The 18,975-nt window shown below is 38.5% G+C and carries 15 protein-coding genes, 2 rRNA genes and 1 pseudogene; 14 read left to right on the top strand and 4 right to left on the bottom strand.

Translation table 11 applies throughout. The features are described from left to right. The 11 genes from ESZ36_RS21655 to ESZ36_RS21605 form a co-directional block, all read left to right on the top strand. A 23S ribosomal RNA gene (locus ESZ36_RS21655) occupies positions 1-103 on the top strand; the annotation flags it as partial. 150 nt (positions 104-253) lie between these two features. Then, positions 254-368 (top strand): 5S ribosomal RNA (rrf, locus tag ESZ36_RS21650). A 1,080-nt stretch (positions 369-1,448) separates the two neighbouring features. After that, complete coding sequence (locus ESZ36_RS21645) at positions 1,449-1,835, top strand: ATP synthase subunit I (protein WP_146791748.1); 387 nt, start codon at positions 1,449-1,451, stop codon at positions 1,833-1,835. A 43-nt stretch (positions 1,836-1,878) separates the two neighbouring features. Continuing rightward, on the top strand, positions 1,879-2,664 hold the full coding sequence (gene atpB, locus ESZ36_RS21640; protein ID WP_011040931.1) for a F0F1 ATP synthase subunit A: 786 nt from the start codon (positions 1,879-1,881) through the stop codon (positions 2,662-2,664). Positions 2,665-2,762: 98 nt separating this feature from the next. Further along, positions 2,763-2,999 (top strand): F0F1 ATP synthase subunit C, encoded by a 237-nt coding sequence (atpE, locus tag ESZ36_RS21635; protein WP_011040932.1) that lies wholly within the window; start codon positions 2,763-2,765, stop codon positions 2,997-2,999. A gap of 47 nt (positions 3,000-3,046) precedes the next feature. After that, complete coding sequence (gene atpF / locus ESZ36_RS21630; RefSeq protein ID WP_146791746.1) at positions 3,047-3,517, top strand: F0F1 ATP synthase subunit B; 471 nt, start codon at positions 3,047-3,049, stop codon at positions 3,515-3,517. Positions 3,518-3,529: 12 nt separating this feature from the next. After that, the gene (gene atpH / locus ESZ36_RS21625; protein ID WP_146791744.1) at positions 3,530-4,063 is read left to right on the top strand and encodes a F0F1 ATP synthase subunit delta; all 534 of its coding nucleotides are present in this window, start codon (positions 3,530-3,532) and stop codon (positions 4,061-4,063) included. A 15-nt stretch (positions 4,064-4,078) separates the two neighbouring features. Continuing rightward, positions 4,079-5,620, top strand: a complete 1,542-nt coding sequence (gene atpA, locus ESZ36_RS21620; protein ID WP_146791742.1) for a F0F1 ATP synthase subunit alpha — start codon at positions 4,079-4,081, stop codon at positions 5,618-5,620. Positions 5,621-5,657: 37 nt separating this feature from the next. Then, positions 5,658-6,521, top strand: a complete 864-nt coding sequence (gene atpG / locus ESZ36_RS21615; RefSeq protein ID WP_146791740.1) for a F0F1 ATP synthase subunit gamma — start codon at positions 5,658-5,660, stop codon at positions 6,519-6,521. Between the two features lie 102 nt (positions 6,522-6,623). Then, the gene (gene atpD / locus ESZ36_RS21610) at positions 6,624-8,009 is read left to right on the top strand and encodes a F0F1 ATP synthase subunit beta (protein ID WP_146791738.1); all 1,386 of its coding nucleotides are present in this window, start codon (positions 6,624-6,626) and stop codon (positions 8,007-8,009) included. Positions 8,010-8,067: 58 nt separating this feature from the next. Then, complete coding sequence (locus tag ESZ36_RS21605) at positions 8,068-8,490, top strand: F0F1 ATP synthase subunit epsilon (protein ID WP_146791736.1); 423 nt, start codon at positions 8,068-8,070, stop codon at positions 8,488-8,490. A gap of 200 nt (positions 8,491-8,690) precedes the next feature. Here the strand turns inward: ESZ36_RS21605 and ESZ36_RS21600 are convergent, their stop codons facing one another. The 4 genes from ESZ36_RS21600 to ESZ36_RS21585 form a co-directional block, all read right to left on the bottom strand. Further along, a complete protein-coding gene (locus tag ESZ36_RS21600) occupies positions 8,691-9,602 on the bottom strand; it encodes a phosphotransferase (protein WP_146791734.1) in 912 nt (303 codons plus the stop codon). Between the two features lie 4 nt (positions 9,603-9,606). Then, positions 9,607-10,260 carry a nicotinamide riboside transporter PnuC gene (pnuC, locus tag ESZ36_RS21595; RefSeq protein WP_146791732.1) on the bottom strand — a complete coding sequence of 218 codons (654 nt, stop codon included), beginning with the start codon at positions 10,258-10,260 and terminating at the stop codon, positions 9,607-9,609. Then, positions 10,260-10,526 carry a hypothetical protein gene (locus ESZ36_RS21590; RefSeq protein WP_146791730.1) on the bottom strand — a complete coding sequence of 89 codons (267 nt, stop codon included), beginning with the start codon at positions 10,524-10,526 and terminating at the stop codon, positions 10,260-10,262. Before ESZ36_RS21590 ends, pnuC begins: the two co-directional genes overlap by 1 nt. Before the next feature lie 63 nt (positions 10,527-10,589). Beyond that, positions 10,590-12,743: a TonB-dependent receptor gene (locus ESZ36_RS21585; protein ID WP_146791728.1), complete on the bottom strand. Its 2,154-nt coding sequence runs from the start codon at positions 12,741-12,743 to the stop codon at positions 10,590-10,592. 612 nt (positions 12,744-13,355) lie between these two features. Here ESZ36_RS21585 and ESZ36_RS23230 point away from each other — a divergent pair. The 3 genes and pseudogenes from ESZ36_RS23230 (at position 13,356) to ESZ36_RS21570 (ending at position 18,944) form a co-directional block, all read left to right on the top strand. Then, positions 13,356-16,826, top strand: a pseudogene (locus ESZ36_RS23230) (hybrid sensor histidine kinase/response regulator). Positions 16,827-17,166: 340 nt separating this feature from the next. Beyond that, positions 17,167-18,702 carry an FG-GAP repeat domain-containing protein gene (locus ESZ36_RS21575; protein ID WP_146791726.1) on the top strand — a complete coding sequence of 512 codons (1,536 nt, stop codon included), beginning with the start codon at positions 17,167-17,169 and terminating at the stop codon, positions 18,700-18,702. A 35-nt stretch (positions 18,703-18,737) separates the two neighbouring features. Next, positions 18,738-18,944, top strand: a complete 207-nt coding sequence (locus tag ESZ36_RS21570; protein ID WP_146791724.1) for a DUF3565 domain-containing protein — start codon at positions 18,738-18,740, stop codon at positions 18,942-18,944. Positions 18,945-18,975: the final 31 nt, after the last annotated feature.

Raw genomic sequence — 18,975 nt, 5'->3', positions numbered from 1 at the left:
TCCCCTAAAGGGTCGTTGGAGACTACAACGTTGATAGGTCAGGTGTGTAAGTGCTGCGAGGCATTGAGCTAACTGATACTAATTACCCGTGAGGCTTAACCATACAACACCCAAGTAGTTTTGCTGAGAAGTGAACGCTGAGTGATTTGTATAAAGACTGACAGAAAACATCACGTACTTACGTGTTACTTGAAACTAAAAAACGATATTTATAGCTCATAGAGCAAAGCTTTCTAAGATTGTCCCTTTTTTGTTTAGCGACAATAGCGCTGTGGTCCCACCTGATCCCTTTCCGAACTCAGAAGTGAAACGCAGTTGCGCCGATGGTAGTGTGGGAGTTCCCATGTGAGAGTAGGACATTGCTAGACTTCTAATTAAAGAAACCCGTAGCTAACGCTACGGGTTTTTTGCTGTCTGGGATTTGAAACGTAACAGCACCGATGGTAGTGTGACTCATATCGAAGTAAAGCCCATGTGGGCGTAGGATATTATCCACTTCTAATTTGTGCTGCGGCACACGAGAAGCCCGTTACGAAAGTAACGGGCTTTTTGCTGTCTGACATTTAAAAAGCGTTGCCATTACATAAATAAATACAATTCCGCCGATGAATGGCTACTTTAGACTTGATAAGTGCTTACCATTAATGGCTACTCCCTTCAAAAGTGCGACGGTCGTCATGGTCCTAGCCTTGTTAAGCCTTCACCTTATAGTATTCATATAAATATACTCATTGCACGTTAGGCCACTACCGATTCCATACTTTAGATATAACTATTGTGTAATTGTTTATAAATACTGAACTCAGTTAAGGTTTTAAATTTTTTAAGATTGGGACTAATTGTCTGGAAGATTTTAAATTTAGCGAAAGAACCCTTCTATCATCGAGTGAATAAATTATATTTTCATTAATTGTCGACAATTAATGAAAATATAGCACTAGATTTATTATTATGGTGTGGGTCACTAGTTTTTGTCAGTATATTAAAAGCATAAAGTATTTTTAAATCGAGATAAATAATCTATAAAATGTAAAAAATAACACTTAATTTTCTTCTTATGAAGAATGGATCAGTTTTATTCTTTATTGTCGACAATATATAAACAATTGAAATTCAAACTTACTATTGTTGTGGTTGGCTCCTGCTTTGTTGTAGTAGCATTTTAAAGCTAAAAAATAATAAACAATGCATAGGCTATATTAATTAACTTTGATCGCCTTATTCATCAACTAGAGGCTTATTTTGATCGTTTCAAATTATAATTATATAAAACAGTATTTCTTTGGTGAATATGAGATATTCGCACAAATATAGTGCGCGTATTGCCCTTATATCTTGCAAAAAAAGACAAGTTAAGTATACTTGCGCAAACTTTTTAAAGTTAAAGTTTTTACTTTAAAAAATCAGTGTGTCATACGAATAACGTCGTATAAGAAAACTTAAAAAATATGAGAAATGAACTGACAAAGCCAGGCCGTAAATTTGCCTATCAACAGAGTGCTTTGATAACGCTAATTACACTCATTTTTACACTGTTAATATATTTTATTTGGGGATTTGAATCCGCAAAATCAGCTGCTTTAGGTGGCATAATTGGGATACTGCCCAATTTATTTTTCGCATATAAAGCATTTAGATTTGCTGGAGCGAGAGCGTCAAAGATGGTTGTTGAATCATTCTTTAGTGGCGTAAAGCAAAAAATGGCGTTAATGGCGTTACTACTTGGTTTAACAATCAAATTTGTAGTGATAAGCCCTCTACCATTTTTTAGCATGTTTTGTTTAGTTATGGCTTTGCCAATAATAACTCCGTTTATTATTAAGCAGCAGCGGTAATTTACTTTTTTATTTTTTAAACTTTAATTATTGGGAAATTAATATGTCATCAGGCGCTGTGTTAACCAGCCAAGAATATATTACGCACCATTTATCTAATTTGAAAGTGGGTGAGGGCTTCTGGGCTGTTCACTTAGATTCATTAGGATGGTCTGTATTCTTGGGTTTGGTCTTTTTAACGATCTTTCGTTCCGTTGCTAAAAAAGCAACTTCTGGCGTACCAGGTAAACTGCAATGTGCAGTAGAGATGGTTGTTGGATTTGTTGATGATAGTGTTAAAAGTACTTTCCATGGCAAAAACGCGTTAATTGCACCATTAAGTTTAACCATTTTCGTATGGATTCTATTGATGAACTCTATGGATTGGGTTCCAGTTGATCTTTTACCACACTTGATTCATTGGGTTACAGGTATGCCTTTAGGTGATATCTATATGAAACCTGTTCCAACAGCTGATCCAAACATCACTTTTGGTCTTGCGTTAGGTGTATTTATCCTAATCATCTACTATTCAATCAAAGTAAAAGGCGTCGGTGGTTTCATGAAGGAACTTACTACACAGCCTTTTGGTCACTGGTCTTTATACCCAGTAAACTTTATCCTTGAAACGGTAACTATGCTAGCTCGACCATTATCACTAGCTTTACGTTTATTCGGTAACTTATATGCAGGTGAGTTGATTTTCTTACTTATCGCAACAATTGGTGTATTCCAATTGCCAGTACACTTTTTATGGGCAGCTTTCCACTTGTTGGTAATCCCATTACAAGCGTTTATTTTCATGATGTTAACTATTGTATATCTTAGTCTAGCGCATGAAGATCACTAAATTTGTCGAAGAAAGTTATAAGGCCCAAGTGGGTAAATAACTTTCTTCATCAAAACAGAAATTTTTAAAACTTTAACTTTAAACAATCGGAGATAAAAATGGAAAACTTTGGCTTAATGTATATTGCAGCGGCTTTACTAATTGGTTTAGGTGCTCTTGGTACTGCTATCGGTTTTGGTCTTTTAGGTGGCAAATTCTTAGAATCTGCTGCTCGTCAACCAGAACTAGCACCACAACTACAAGTTAAAATGTTCATCGTAGCTGGTCTAATCGATGCTATCGCTATGATCGGTGTTGCTATTGGTTTATACATCTTATTCGTTAAAATTGGTTAATTTTACCACTTTTTTTTTAAACGAATAATTGATAGGAGGTACGCACAATGGATATTAATATGACCCTAGTTGGCCAATTAATTGCGTTTGTCGTATTTGTAATATTCTGTATGAAGTATGTATGGCCACCAATTATTGGTGCCATCGAAGAACGTCAAGCAACTATTGCTGACGGACTTGCTGCTTCTGACCGTGCTGCGAAAGATCTTGAGCTTGCTCAAGAAAAAGCTACAGCTCAATTAAAAGAAGCTAAAGTTCAAGCTGCATCTATCGTTGATGCTGCTAAAAAACATGAAGCTAAAATTGTTGAGGAAACTGCCGGTAAAGCACAAGCTGAGAAAGAAAGAATCTTAGCCACTGGTCATGCGGAAATTGAAACTGAACGTAACCGAGCTAGAGAAGAATTGCGCAAAGAAGTTGCAATCCTTGCTGTTGCCGGTGCCGAGAAGATTCTTGAGCGTTCAATTGATGGCGCTGCACACAGCGACATCTTAGATAAACTCGTCGCTGAACTTTAAGAGGAAAGAGCTATGTCTGAATTGACAACTGTCGCTCGTCCTTACGCTAAAGCAGCGTTCGATTTTGCTGTTGAAGCTAAAGCAATTGATAGCTGGTTAACCCAGTTAACATTTGCAGCTGAAGTAGCCAAAGATACAACCATTAAAGGTTATATCTCTGGCGGCGCTTCAGCAGAGCAAGCACAAATATTATTTTTAAATGTTTGTGGTGAACAAGTAGACAGCAAATGCCAAAACTTTTTAAAAGTAATGGCAAGTAACGAACGTTTGTTGGTGCTACCACAGGTTCTTGAACAATTTATAGCGTTAAAAGCTGATTTTGATCAAGAAGTTTCTGTGGATGTAACCTCTGCTGTAGAAGTAACTGCAGAGCAAAAAACAACATTAAGCGCCGCGCTTGAAAAGCGCTTGGCACGTAAAGTAAAGCTTAATTGTTTTGTTGATGCGAGTATCGTTTCCGGTTTAGTAATTAAAGCTGGTGACATGGTAATAGATGGTTCAATCAAAGGTAAACTGAACCGCTTAGCAACAACACTACAATCTTAGATAAGGGAACAGAGCATGCAACTGAATTCCACTGAAATCGCTGAACTGATCAAGAATAGAATTGAACAGTTTAACGTTGTCAGCGAAGCTCGTAACGAAGGTACTATCGTTTCTGTAACAGATGGTATTATTCGTATAAATGGCCTTGCCGATGTAATGCAAGGTGAAATGATCGAACTTCCTGGTAGCCGTTTTGCTATCGCGTTAAACCTAGACCGTGATTCGGTAGGTGCGGTAGTAATGGGTCCTTACGCTGATTTAGCGGAAGGCCAAAAAGTTAAAGGTACTGGTCGTATTTTAGAAGTACCAGTAGGCCGTGGTTTATTAGGCCGCGTAGTAAACACTCTTGGTGAACCAATTGATGGCAAAGGCCCAGTTGAAAATGATGGCTTCTCTCCTGTAGAAGTTGTTGCACCGGGTGTTATCGAACGTAAATCAGTAGACCAACCAGTTCAAACTGGTATCAAGTCTATCGATTCTATGATTCCAATTGGTCGTGGCCAACGTGAATTAATCATTGGTGACCGTCAAATCGGTAAATCAGCGATTGCAATTGACGCTATCATCAACCAAAAAGACACTGGTATTAAATGTGTTTACGTAGCTATCGGTCAGAAAGCTTCTACAGTAGCGAACCTTGTTCGTAACTTAGAAGAGCATGGCGCGCTATCAAATACAATTGTAGTTGTTGCATCAGCTTCTGAAGCTGCAGCATTACAATACCTAGCACCATACGCTGGTTGTTCTATGGGTGAATACTTCCGTGACCGCGGTGAAGATGCACTAATCGTATATGATGATTTGTCTAAGCAAGCAGTTGCTTACCGTCAAATTTCATTACTTTTACGTCGTCCGCCAGGTCGTGAAGCATACCCAGGTGATGTTTTCTATCTTCATAGTCGTTTATTAGAACGTGCTGCTCGTGTAAACGAAGCATACGTTGAAAAATTCACTAACGGTGAAGTTAAAGGTAAAACAGGTTCTTTAACTGCATTACCAATTATTGAAACGCAAGCGGGTGATGTATCTGCTTTCGTACCAACAAACGTAATCTCAATTACCGATGGTCAGATTTTCTTAGAATCTAACTTGTTTAACTCGGGCATTCGCCCTGCAGTTAACGCTGGTATTTCAGTATCTCGTGTTGGTGGTGCTGCGCAAACGAAGATCATCAAGAAACTTGGTGGCGGTATTCGTTTAGCTTTAGCCCAATATGCTGAATTAGCAGCATTTGCTCAATTTGCATCAGATTTAGATGACGCGACTCGCGCTCAATTAGAGCATGGTCAACGCGTTACTGAATTGATGAAGCAAAAGCAATACAGCCCATTGTCAATCGCTGAAACAGCAGTATCATTATTTGCCGCAGAAAAAGGCTATTTAACTGATGTTGCAATTAACAAAATTGTTGATTGTGAAGCAGCGTTACATGCATATGTAAACAATGAGCATGCTGAGTTGATGGCTACTATCAACGAAAAGGGTGACTACAATAAAGATATCGAAGCTAGTTTGAATAAAACACTTGAGTTATTCAAGTCTACGCAAACTTGGTAATCAGTCTTTAATTAAGTAACGTTTTCGGAGAAGAGTCATGGCCGTTGGTAAAGAAATAAAAACCAAGATTGCGAGTGTTAAAGGCACTCAAAAGATCACAAGCGCTATGGAAATGGTTGCCGCTAGTAAAATGCGCAAAGCGCAGGATGGTATGGCAGCCTCTCGTCCATATGCAACAAATATACGAAATGTGATCGGTCATATCGCGCTTGGTAACTTAGAATATCGTCATCCTTATATGGAAGAACGTGAAGCTAAGCGTGTTGGCTACATTGTCGTCTCAAGTGACCGTGGTTTGTGTGGTGGCTTAAATATTAATTTATTTAAGAAAGTACTTGCTGATGCTTCTGAAAAGCAAGCATCAGGTGCTGAAGTTGAATTTTGTGTAATTGGCTCAAAAGCTACTACCTTTTTCAACAATATGGGCGCTAAAGTATCTGCACAGATATCGGGCTTAGGTGATTCCCCTTCACTAACTGACTTAGTTGGTAGTGTCGCGGTAATGCTTAAAGCTTATGATAACGGTGAAATTGATAGGCTACACGTTGTGTATAACAAATTTGTTAATACTATGACGCAAGAACCGACAATTGATCAATTGTTACCTTTACCTAAATCAGATGACAAAGCAATTAGTCATCGTTGGGATTATATCTACGAACCTGATGCTAACTCTTTGTTAGATCAATTATTAGTTCGTTATATTGAATCTCAAGTATACCAAGGTGTTGTTGAAAACATTGCTTGTGAACAAGCATCTCGTATGGTTTCGATGAAAGCCGCAACAGATAATGCGGGTGATTTAATCGACGACCTACAATTGGTATACAACAAAGCGCGTCAAGCAGCAATCACTCAAGAATTGGGTGAGATTGTTGCAGGTGCAGCTGCGGTAGGGTAAGCAGAATATTTCGGTAACGAAGTAATCTGATAACAATTTTCGTAATTTAACGAAAAGTTAGCTAAAGCGAAGCTTAGCTAACTTAAATTAAGAGGAATAAACATGAGTACAGGTAAAGTCGTCCAAATAATTGGCGCAGTTGTGGATGTTGAATTTCCACAAGATGCCGTACCTCAGGTATATGACGCAGTAAAAGTAACCGAAGGTGACCTTGAAGGTTTAGTACTTGAAGTTCAACAGCAGCTTGGTGGCGGCGTTGTACGTACTATCGCAATGGGTTCTTCAGACGGTTTGCGTCGTGGACTGAATGTAGAAAACACAGGTCAAGGTATTCAAGTTCCTGTTGGTGTTGAGACTTTAGGTCGCATCATGAACGTACTTGGTGAGCCAATTGATGAAGCTGGTCCTATCGGCGAAAAAGACCGTTGGTCTATTCACCGCGAAGCACCTGCTTACGCTGAACAATCAATGTCTAACGAATTGTTAGAAACTGGTATCAAAGTAATCGATTTAGTTTGTCCATTCGCTAAGGGTGGTAAAGTTGGTCTTTTCGGTGGTGCTGGTGTTGGTAAAACAGTAAACATGATGGAACTTATCCGTAACATCGCAATCGAGCACAGTGGTTACTCAGTATTTGCTGGTGTTGGTGAGCGTACACGTGAAGGTAACGATTTCTATCACGAAATGAACGATTCTAATGTACTTGATAAAGTATCATTAGTTTACGGTCAAATGAACGAGCCTCCAGGAAACCGTTTACGTGTTGCCTTTACTGGTTTGACTATGGCTGAAAAATTCCGTGACGAAGGTCGTGACGTATTATTCTTCGTAGATAACATTTACCGTTATACTCTTGCAGGAACTGAAGTATCAGCACTACTTGGTCGTATGCCATCAGCCGTTGGTTACCAACCAACACTTGCTGAAGAAATGGGTATATTACAAGAGCGTATTACTTCAACGAACAAAGGTTCAATCACTTCAATTCAAGCGGTATACGTACCTGCGGATGATTTAACTGACCCTAGCCCTGCAACTACTTTTGCTCACTTAGATGCAACTGTTGTATTAAGTCGTGATATTGCTTCGCAAGGTATTTATCCTGCGATTGACCCACTAGATTCATCTTCACGTCAACTAGATCCATTAGTAGTTGGTACTGAACATTATGAAACTGCTCGTGGTGTACAAACAGTATTACAACGCTACAAAGAACTTAAAGATATCATCGCCATCTTAGGTATGGATGAGTTATCTGAAGACGATAAGCAAACTGTATTCCGTGCACGTAAAATACAGCGTTTCTTATCTCAGCCGTTCTTCGTTGCTGAAGTATTTACAGGTTCTCCAGGTAAGTATGTTTCATTAAAAGACACCATCGCAGGCTTTAAAGGCATTTTAGCGGGTGATTTTGATGATATGCCTGAGCAAGCATTCTATATGGTAGGTTCTATTGAAGAAGCCGTAGAGAAAGCCAGTAAGATGTAATCATCTAGTAAGTACTTATACTTAGTGTAAGTACTTACAGTAAAAGAGGTCGAGTCAAATGGCATTATTAACTGTAAATCTGAATGTAGTAAGTGCAGAAGAAAGTTTATTTTCTGGTAGCATTAAATCATTACAGATCACAGGTAGTGAAGGTGAGTTAGGCATTATGCCTGGTCACGCACCTTTACTGACCTCACTAAAGCCTGGTATGGCACTAATCACCAAGCAAGATGGTAGCGAAGAAGTTATCTATCTTTCTGGTGGTATGTTAGAAGTTCAACCAAATAACGTTACCGTGCTAGCTGATATTGCTATACGTGCTGCGGATTTGGATGAGCAAGCAGCTCTTGAAGCTAAGCAACGTGCAGAAGATAACATGAACGCCCATGGCGCTGATGTTGACTTTGCCGCAGTTGCCGCTGAGCTAGCTCGTGCAGTAGCGCAATTACGCGTTATTCAAGCGACTAGCAAAAATAGCTAATATCTAATTTAACTAGCGAGTTAAATTAGATAAGTACCTTCAGGTTTAGTGACTTCTTATTCTTAAAAGTAAGAGTTAAGAAGTAAATACAGATACTGATTATAAAAGCCACTTTACTATTTTAGTAAAGTGGCTTTTTTGTGCCTGTAGTAAAATTGAATGCTTTGCATGAAAGGAATTAAAATTAGATTAGGAAGGGATTAACTTATTAACAGCATTAATTTGGGTATATCTATGTGATTTTTGACTGCGAAATTATCAAAAGCTGACCATTGATCAATAGCTAGTGACTTCAAATGACTGTTAACTTTTGAATCATTTGTATTATCTAAATACCATAAGCCATTAATAAAGTAGCTATAAAGAAGGTAGTAAGTTAATAACGTATTATTAGGCATATAACTTGAGTTTAATACCGTATAGCTATTAACAATATCACTTATGTGACGAGGTGAAATATTATTGACGGCAATGAACATTGATAAGTCGAATTCTACCGGTGCTAAGTGGCTACATTCAAAATCAATTAACCAAGGCTGTTGAGCTTCATCAATAAGGATGTTGCTGTAATTTATATCACCGTGGCAAAGAATATTAGGAGTATTCAAGCGCTTCTGTTCGGCATCAATCTTTAAAGTCAGCGTCTTAGTGATATCTGCTAAGAAAAGTCTTTGTTGTGATGGTATCGAGCTAGGATTAGTGAACAAGCGCTGTACTGACTTTGAAGTCTCTAAATCGGGGATAGTTTCATTATTCGGTTGTGGCATTAACTGATGTAATTTAGCCATGAGAGATAGGGCAGTATCAATACATTGACTACCAGTAAATACCGTTTTATCCAGTGTTATACCGACAATATAGTCAGTGACTAACCAATAGTTGTCATGGTAGATAACCCTCGGGCTTAGGCCATGTTCAGCCGTATATCTGCTAGATAAAACTTCTTCTCTAGCTGTTTCACTATTTAATTTTTTTACAAAGAAAGTCTGTAAAGCGGTCGTGACTTTAATGCAGGTATGACTCATCCCATCAATCAACAATAAAATATCTACTACCTTTTCAAAACAAGGTAGAGATCTGAGTGCGTTAAGTTCTGAAGAAGTAAGCGACATTAAATTATCTAGGGTTAGCCATCGCAGAAGGTTGTAAATTTATTGAAGACTTCTGATAAATTTTTAACCACTTATGATAGCCGTAACCAGCAACTACAACGAATACAATGAATAAAACCGTCGTCGGAATTAAGTCTTTTTCAATGTATAAATAGATAGAAGCTAAATCAATAACAATCCAATAAAGCCAGTTCTCTAACACTTTTTTAGCCACCAAATAGGTAGCAAAGACCGCATACACTGTGGTGAAAGTGTCTAAGTATGGGAAGTGGGCGGGGGAAAAATTATCCATAAGGTAGCCTAACCCAAGGGCTAGCAGTGCCAAGGCAACACAAACCTTAATATGCCAACTTAGTTGCCAGCTAACGATCGTTAGTTGGCTATTTTCATTTTGGCTTTTATCAGATTTTATAGACCATTGCCAATAACCATAAACAGCCATCAACAGGTAATAGGCGTTCAAAGCACTATCCATTAATAATAAAACATCATAAAAGATAACAGTGTATAACGCTGTACTTATAAAGGCTGCTGGCCAACACCATCGCGAGCCTTTAGCGGCAAGAATCACATATGCTATAGAAAGCAGCATAGCAACTAGCTCAAGCCATGGCAGCTGTTGAAAGTAGGCTGATACACTGTTCAATAATTCAGTCATTAACTTTCAGCTTCAACTTGTGAACGATCACCATTAATAAATTTACAGACAAAAACAGCAGCTCCCGTTGTTTTATGAACGTGCTTAATTTCAGCCATTACATGGTTTACAGCAAGATCATAATCACCAAATACTTGCGTACTCATACCATTGGTTACTACTTGTAAGCCTTCTACACCTCTCAGTCGTTTTATAAACGCCCAAATTTCAGTTTTATACTGTTCTTCTGCTAGTGGGTATAAGCTCAGTTCGATGGATATTTTCATAAGTTACCTTTCAAGGTTTTTGGAAGTGAGGTTAGTCACTTCCACGTTTAATATCAGTAGTGATTAGAATTGATAATCTAGCGTAGCGCCAAAGACTAAGGGTTCTGAAAGCTGCGTGTATTGTTTCGCAGTATAACCATCACGAGGGTCATTACCAAAGTAAAAACCACGATTTGCATAGTCTTCATTTGCTAAGTTTCGGCCCCAAATTTTTATCTGCCAATTATCTTGTAAATATGTAACTGAGGCATTTAATAGTGCAACGGCTTCAGATTGTTCGTCATGACTATCGGAAAAGTAAAAACTATCTTTACCATCAACTGACAAATTAATTAACCAATGGTCAGTTGGTTGAATATTCATACCGACGTTAAATTGGTAATTAGGCGCATGGGCCTGTTCACGCCCACTTAATGAAACACCATCAGCATTAACAAAATCATTGAACTCTGTCTCAAGTAAACCGAGTGACCCGTACACGTTTATTAAGTCATTTATATGCCAAGCACTTTCAATTTCAATACCATAGTTACTACCTGTAGCGGCATTACCTAAGTAGCTAATAAACTCAGAACTACCATCTTCACGTACTATGGTTTTAGAACTCTTAACTTGCATGTCTTCGCGATCCATATAGAAAACCGAAGTTCGAACATATGCACTGTTCTCGAGTAAAGAAACTTTGTAGCCGATTTCATAATTCAATAAATACTCAGGATCAAAGGTACGTAAATCTTCAGGTAAAGTACCATCAGTATTATGCCCACCCGCTTTATAACCTCGGTTAATTGATCCGTACCACATACTTTCTTGAGTTTGCTGGTAACTAAGCACTAACTTACCACCCACCATTGTATCGTCAATACTGTCATCAAATAAATCTGAATTATTATAGTCAGCACTGCGATTTTCAATGCGTAAACCTGACATTAATGACCATTTTTCCGCTAGTTGAGTATCTAATTGGCCATATAGCGCTACACTCGTGCTTTCGTTAATTGAAGTAAAGTCACCACTGGCATAAGTGTATTGGCGTAAAAGGTCTTCATCGTCTTGTTTAAAGTAAACACCCGCAACCCAGGCAGTACTGCCATTAAAAATTTCTTGGCCTTGGTTAGATACTGCACGTAACTCAGTTGTTAATACGGCTTTATCACGGTAATAATGATCAGTCGATGCATAGCCATCAAAGTCAGCTAAACAACCTGATGGTGTAATACAAGGGTCAGGAGTATAAACCGGGTCATCACTACGCCATTCATATTCGCCAAAGGCCCAATCTTCATCGTAACCATAGCCTAAATCTGTATCTGAATGGCTAACAATGGCTAATAGGGTGGCGCTTTCAAAACCTTTATAGGTAAATTTTGCCGAAAAGGCGGCTGTTTCTTGTTGGTCAAAACCAGGTTGATCTGAATAGGTTTCTCTGGTGTTATCTAAAGAAAATACATCATAACCATTATCAAAATCGAAATAGAACCCAGCAAGGTCAATGGTTAGATCATTACTTGCTTCTATGGCTAACTTTCCACGTATGCTTAATTCATCACGGTTGTTGGTATCATCGCGTTGTAAATGGATGTTTTCGGTAAAACCGTCACTGTTATGTTGGTTGACGGCTAAACGGTAATTCACTGAATCACTAGCAGGTCCCGCTAAAGCAACACCCAGATCATAGCTATTATAATTGCCAGCGCCAAACTGTAGGGCTCCTTCAAAATCTTCGGTGGGTTCATTGGTGGTAATATTTATCATGCCAGCAATCGCGTTAGCACCAAAACGTGTACCTTGAGGACCTCGAAAAATTTCAGCTTGCTTCACATCAAATAAGTTAGCGATGCTTCCAATACCAGTAAAGTCGATATCGTCAATAATCATACCTACAGAAGGATTAATCGGCTCCTGAAATTGGCTGCGTTCACCAATGCCACGAATTTGATAATAACGTGCGCGCTGTGAGCCACTGGCAAAGTTAACGTTAGGGCTAACGGCAACTAATTCTTCGAGATGACGAGCATTTCGTTGTTTAATTTCAATATCGGTTAAAACCGATAACGAAGCAGGAGTATTTTGTAAGTTTTGCTGGCGAAAATCACTGGTGACAGTGATGGTTTCAGGATTGCCTGTGTCATTACTAGTTTTCTGTTCAGCTATAGCAGTAAAGTTAAATATACTTGCAGTGATAGCTAAACAAGTAGCAGATTTGGAGAACGTCATAAAATCTCATCAAAAAAAAGTAGGAGCGTGTGCAAAGAGGATAATTTTGATGAATTTTTTAGATTTATCTACAATACCAATTCCATTAATATATTAACTATTCAGCGAGAATTAAAAGGTTTATTAGGCAAGGCATTGATTGCAGAGAATGGTATTCCCTTGTCGCAATCAATAACGCTGCATATAAGCCTTTACCTTTTATTAGGTACTCGCCTTTGGGAGCTAGTTAGGAAAGCGATAACGGCACGAATTTATTTGATTTAGAATGACTAAACTTTCACAAATTCTATTTGTTCTAACTTCCCTAGCGTAGCTCTGACTAAGTCATATATAAATGGACTTGGTATCCACCATCCCTATGCCAAAAAATTAAATAAACTAATTTTCTGCCCAGGTTCAAAGAGTATATTTCTCAGCGACAAATCAGTTAAAAAAGATTAAATGACAGCGCACCCCTTGGTTCAACGCTATTCTAGCAAATAAATACACTATAATCTTTTTATTGTTAGGCACCTTAGGTATATTGGGGAATCCACATTGTGGTAACTTCTTATAATGCCGATTGGACTCATTTTTCGTCCACTTGGTATAAATCCAACGTAGCGAGTGTTTATGTTTCCTAATTGGCAATTAGTGCTGTTAAGTTTGGCTTATATTGGCCTATTATTTTTAATTGCTTTTCTAGGTGACCGATACCGACACCAGTTGGCTAGAAAGGGACAGAGCATTATTTATGCACTGACCTTGGGTGTTTACTGTACCTCTTGGAGTTTCTTAGGTACAACAGGGCAAGCATCGACCAGTTTACTGTCTCACTTACCTATTTATTTAGGGCCCATTCTCTTATTCGTCTTTGCTTGGCCATTTATCCAACGTATTATTCGCGTTAGTTTAAAGCTTCATTTAACCTCAATAGCTGATCTACTGGCAGCTAGATTTGGTAAGTCGCACAATCTCGCTATCATGGTCACAATTGTTGCGCTATTTGGTACCATGCCTTATATCGCTCTACAGCTTAAAGCGATGGTGTATTCTTTTCAGCAACTTCAAATTGATCAAAGCTTAAATAGTTGGCACATCGGTTTAGTTGTCAGTCTAGTTTTAGCCGTGTTTACCGTTTTATTTGGTATTAGACATATTGATGTTACTGAACGTCACCCTGGCGTCATGCTCGCAATTGCCTTTGAGTCTTTAGTGAAGTTATTTGCCTTTTTAGCGGTAGGCATCTTTGTTTGTTTTGTGTTGTATGATTCACCAGCAGATATTTGGCAACAGGCTAATGCTAATGATTTACTAGAACAGCAATTTACCCTAGACAATGTCACGTCAATGTTTGCCATGCTGGTAATTGTGATGGCCGGTTTCTTGTCATTGCCGAGACAATTTCAAGTCATGGTTGTTGAACTAAAGGAACAAAAAGATACTTGGTTAAGTCGTCGGGTTTTCCCGCTATACCTACTGGTTTTTGCCTTTTTTGCAGCGCCGTTGGGTTTAGCTGGTCAAATGCTTCTTGGTAATACCGTGCCTTCAGATACTTATGTATTGTTTCTTCCTGATGTTACTAATCAAACATGGTTAACCTTATTTGCCTTTTTAGGGGCAGTCTCAGCAGCAAGTTCTATGGTAATTATCTCTTCTATTGCTTTAAGTACCATGTTAAGTAATGAAATTCTCTTTCCACTACTTTATCGACATCAAAAAGTAGCACAAACTGATTATGATAATTTTCGTAAGCGATTGTTAAATATTAGAAAGTTCTTAGCATTGTTTGTTATTTTGTTAGGTTATGGTGTTTTTCTCATGGCCTCGCCTGATACACTCTCTTCATTAGGATAAGTGGCCTTTGGCGCTTTCGCACAATTAACACCCGCCCTAATTGCCGCCTTTTATTGGCGTCGCGCGAGTTTAATGGGCGTTTATGCGGGAATATTAGTTGGTTTTATTCTGTGGTTTACCCTTAACTTTTTACCCCAGTTTGGTTTATATGCATCACCTTTTGCGGAAGGTTTTTTACCGGTTAAAAGTACGGCAACCTTATTTAGTTTAGGCGCTAATATTATTGTGATGTGGGCCATGTCTCAAATCAGTAGACAAAGTGTACAAGAGCGGGTGCAAGCTTCTTTGTTTTTAGAATGGAAGTCACCTAAGTTATTAAAAGTAGAGAAAAAAAGACAGCTCGATGTACAAGAGTTAGAATTATTAGCTTCGCGTTTTGTTGGCTTGGAAAAAGCGCACGCTAACTTTAATTCCTTTTTATCGTCGCATGATAAAAAGGAACTGGGTAATGTCATTTATAATCAACAATTAATTCAACATACCGAAAATACCTTAGCAACGGTTATGGGCTCATCTTCCGCGCGACTAGTGCTCTCTTCTGCATTGGATGGTCGTGATATTGCACTTGAAGAACTGGCGGTACTTGTTGAAGATGCCTCGAGTCAACAGCAAGAGTTTTCGCAACATTTACTGCAAAGTGCTATTGAGAATGCGAGTGAGGGCATTTCTATTGTTGATGATGAGTTGCGCTTAGTTGCTTGGAATAAAAAATATTTAGACTTATTTGAGTATCCCTCAGAGTTGATCTATATGGGCAGCCCTATATCTGCACTCATTCGTCATAATGTTCAACGAGGTTTGTGCGGCTCTGGCGATATAGAGTCACAGGTAGAACGTCGTTTAGACTTCTTACGTAAAGGCAGCCCACATAGCTCGGAGCGTCAACAAGTGAGTGGCCAAACTATTCGCATTGAAGGTAATCCGCTTCCCGGTGGCGGCTTTGTAATGTTGTTTTCTGATATCACTGCATATCGACAAGCGGAGCAAGTTCTCAAAGAAGCAAACCTTGATCTTGAAACCCGCGTTTATGAACGTACGCTAACCTTAGCTAAAACGAATGAAGCGCTAGCAAAGGCACATGAGAAAGCAGAGCAAGCGCATTTGAAAAAGAGTCAGTACCTGAACGCTTGTAGCCATGATCTAATGCAGCCGCTTGAAGCCGCAAGATTATTTACTTCAGCACTGTCAGAACAAAATAATTTAACCACGGTTCAGCAAAGGCAAGTAGATAATATCGATCGATCCCTTAAAGCGGCTAATGATTTATTAGCCGATTTAGCTGAAATTGCGCGATTAGAAAGTGGCAATATCAAAGCCAATATTCAAGCATTCGCACTGAATGAATTATTTGAAGATTTAGCTCAAGAGTTCTCAGCCCTTGCAATCGAGAAGTCAGTAGAATTTCGCTTGGCGGTGAGTAAAGTCTGGGTCAAGTCAGATAGGCACTTATTAAGACGTATCATTCAAAACCTTGTTGGTAATGCATTTAGGTATGCCAGCCCAGGCAAAGTTTTATTGGGCGCCCGAGTCTTCAATAATCAAGTAATCATACAAATTTTAGATAATGGACCAGGTATTCCAGTTGAAAAGCAGGTAGTGGTATTCGAGCAGTTCACTCAACTTAATACCCCAACTAATCATGCGGGCAGAGGGTTAGGTTTAGGGCTGAATATCACGCAAAGTTTGGCGCAGTTATTGGGACACACCTTAAGTTTACAATCAAAAGCGATGCAAGGCTGTAAATTTTCTGTGCAAGTAGAACAAGCTGAAGCGGTAGTGCAAAGTCGTATTGTTAATAACCCAAGCTTTATTGTTGCTTTAAAAGACATTACCGTCTTATGTATTGATAATGATCCTGATGTACTCAGTGGTATGGTTGAACTACTTTCGGCATGGCAATGTAATATCCTTGCGGCGGATTCTAGAGAAACAGCTTTGGAAGAGTTTGCTAATCACAGTAATGAAATTGATATATTATTGGTAGATTATCAATTGGGTTATCAAACTGATGATCCTCAAGGCAAACAAGTTGATGGTTTAACCTTAATTAGTGATTTACGCAGCCAATGTCATCATTCATTACCCGCAATATTAATCACGGCAACAACTGAGCCTGGCATTGAAGATAAAGCCAGAAGTTTAGATGTAGGGTATATGCGTAAGTTAGTGAAACCAGCAGCGTTAAGGGCGATGATGAGTGCCATGCTTGCTAAGAAACTACAAGCGGATTACGTCGGTTATAGTTAGCTCTGTATAGTAAATAGTTTAGGATGCTTACCGTGATTTAAGTAAGCGCAAAAGCATTAAATAAAGCTGCTACATATTATGTAACAGCTTTTTTATTGCCGTAGCACTTGGCTATGTTATACATACCAGTCACTGATTAGGATGCAGGATTAAATCGAAGTTATAAACGTATTTAGTTAAGGAACTCTATTTGTTTTTAATGTTCTAAACACATCACTACGTTGTTGTACCTTGTATTGAATAACCCAAGCACTCTGAAATATGGATCTTGAATGGGTATGTATTTCTTAGAAAATAGTCATGACTTACGATATGGAACTCACTAAATGAAGCTTACACTATGAAAAAACCTTTACTGTTTAACTACAGAATCTTCTATGGCCTACTTGTTACCCTTAGTTGTGTGACTTCTTCGCCAGCGTTAGCAAGCAAGTCAAAAGCCGTCGAATTTAATGAAGTTGTTATTAATTCGCCTTATAAGCTCATCCAAGAAATTATTGCAGCAGATGTACTGCCAAGTAAGGGTAAAGAGCTCGTTACTTTTTCTGTAGATGAACAGAGTAATCGTTGGTTAATCATTTATCAGTTAGACCATACCGCGAATCAATATGTTGTCGCGGAAAAAATTATCGTGCCTAAAGCATTTTATCGCTTTGATTTAAGTAAACAAAAGCACGAGAAACAACAAAGTATTTATTTCCTTTCTACTGATTCTTTATTCCTTTATCAAAAAAATAAATTTAAGCGGTTGGCAAAGATAGAGTCGCTCTATATACAAGAACAGGCAGACTTTATTAGCCGAGGCGATTTTATTCAAGACTTAAATAATGATGCTTTTGATGATGTCATCATTGCTGATTTTAATAAGACTCATGTTTTTATGGGACAAGGATTGAACACTTTTGCTAAACAAACACTGCCCATAAAACCCAATGTAAGTATTTTATCCGCAGGAGCAAGTTACCTCGAAAGTAAACTATATTTTAGTGATGTTAATTTTGATGAAAAAACAGATATTTTATTGATGGGTGATGGTGAAATGGTTATTTACCCACAATATGGACATAGTAACTTTGCTACAAAAGCAACCCGTCTACCGATCAATGAAGCCATCACTGGAACTGACTGGTGGAATGAACGTGATGAAAGTGGTGAACAATTAGATCAAAGTAATTTGGAATATCGGAAGTTAGAAGAACTGCGTGATGTTAATGCTGACGGTATTACCGATATGGTAGTGCGCTATACCAAGGCTTCAGGTGTTCTTGACCGCGTGAATGATTATGAAATTTTCTTTGGTAAAAAAAATCAAGGGATGTTGAGCTATGCACAAGAGGCTGACAGCGTGATTCACGCCGAAGGTACGTTAACAGGTTTAGAGTTTGTTGATATTGATAATGATGACAAGCTTGAGGTATTACTTGCGGGCTTTGACATTGGCCTATCGCAAATTATTGGTGCGTTAGTGACTGGTGGTATTGACCAAGATGTCTACGTCTTCAAAATGAATAAAGAAGATAAATTCCCAACCAGGCCGGCGATTAAAAAAGGTGTAGAACTCACCTTTAGCTTAACTTCTGGGCAAAGTGGTAGTGCGATTGTTAAGTTAGCAGACTTAAATGGTGATGGCTTAAAAGAGCTTATTTTGTCGGATGATGACGATGAATTGAGGATATATCTAGGTAGAAAAATTAGTAAAAAGAAGAAATCATTTAAAAAACGCAGTGTTAGTTACAGTACTCAATTACCAAAAGATGGCAATCTGGTTATGGTTGAAGATTTAAATGGTGACGGCAAAGATGATTTACTAATGAAGTTCTCTCGTCTTGACGGTGAAGATAAAGCTAAGCAGTTTAAAGTGCTTTTTTCTAAATAATACCAAACCCGTAGTATTAACGTAGTGAACTCATAATGAAACAAGCAATTTGTGGTTACCATCAAGATGAAGAACACCATTGGGTGGCACAACTTGCCTGTGGACACTTTCAACATGTTAGACACAATCCACCCTTTACTAACCGTCCTTGGGTGATTTCAAAAAATGGACGTCAGGGTATGCTGGGCCACCTGTTAAAATGTAAAAAGTGTGATGAAGCAGCCCCTAAGGATAAGCTTTAAGTAGGTTATTGTTGAGTGTTTACTTGGTTAG

The organism is Colwellia demingiae, from assembly GCF_007954275.1.
GTDB classification, from domain to species: domain Bacteria; phylum Pseudomonadota; class Gammaproteobacteria; order Enterobacterales; family Alteromonadaceae; genus Colwellia; species Colwellia demingiae.
This window is presented reverse-complemented; position numbering and strand designations above follow the sequence as displayed.

Bases quoted from the DNA above. Each gene is read 5' to 3' on its own strand.
- ESZ36_RS21645 (WP_146791748.1), top strand. From the start codon at position 1,449: ATGAGAAATGAACTGACAAAGCCAGGCCGTAAATTTGCCTATCAACAG.
- atpB (WP_011040931.1), top strand. From the start codon at position 1,879: ATGTCATCAGGCGCTGTGTTAACCAGCCAAGAATATATTACGCACCAT.
- atpE (WP_011040932.1), top strand. From the start codon at position 2,763: ATGGAAAACTTTGGCTTAATGTATATTGCAGCGGCTTTACTAATTGGT.
- atpF (WP_146791746.1), top strand. From the start codon at position 3,047: ATGGATATTAATATGACCCTAGTTGGCCAATTAATTGCGTTTGTCGTA.
- atpH (WP_146791744.1), top strand. From the start codon at position 3,530: ATGTCTGAATTGACAACTGTCGCTCGTCCTTACGCTAAAGCAGCGTTC.
- atpA (WP_146791742.1), top strand. From the start codon at position 4,079: ATGCAACTGAATTCCACTGAAATCGCTGAACTGATCAAGAATAGAATT.
- atpG (WP_146791740.1), top strand. From the start codon at position 5,658: ATGGCCGTTGGTAAAGAAATAAAAACCAAGATTGCGAGTGTTAAAGGC.
- atpD (WP_146791738.1), top strand. From the start codon at position 6,624: ATGAGTACAGGTAAAGTCGTCCAAATAATTGGCGCAGTTGTGGATGTT.
- ESZ36_RS21605 (WP_146791736.1), top strand. From the start codon at position 8,068: ATGGCATTATTAACTGTAAATCTGAATGTAGTAAGTGCAGAAGAAAGT.
- ESZ36_RS21600 (WP_146791734.1), bottom strand. From the start codon at position 9,602: ATGTCGCTTACTTCTTCAGAACTTAACGCACTCAGATCTCTACCTTGT.
- pnuC (WP_146791732.1), bottom strand. From the start codon at position 10,260: ATGACTGAATTATTGAACAGTGTATCAGCCTACTTTCAACAGCTGCCA.
- ESZ36_RS21590 (WP_146791730.1), bottom strand. From the start codon at position 10,526: ATGAAAATATCCATCGAACTGAGCTTATACCCACTAGCAGAAGAACAG.
- ESZ36_RS21585 (WP_146791728.1), bottom strand. From the start codon at position 12,743: ATGACGTTCTCCAAATCTGCTACTTGTTTAGCTATCACTGCAAGTATA.
- ESZ36_RS21575 (WP_146791726.1), top strand. From the start codon at position 17,167: ATGAAAAAACCTTTACTGTTTAACTACAGAATCTTCTATGGCCTACTT.
- ESZ36_RS21570 (WP_146791724.1), top strand. From the start codon at position 18,738: ATGAAACAAGCAATTTGTGGTTACCATCAAGATGAAGAACACCATTGG.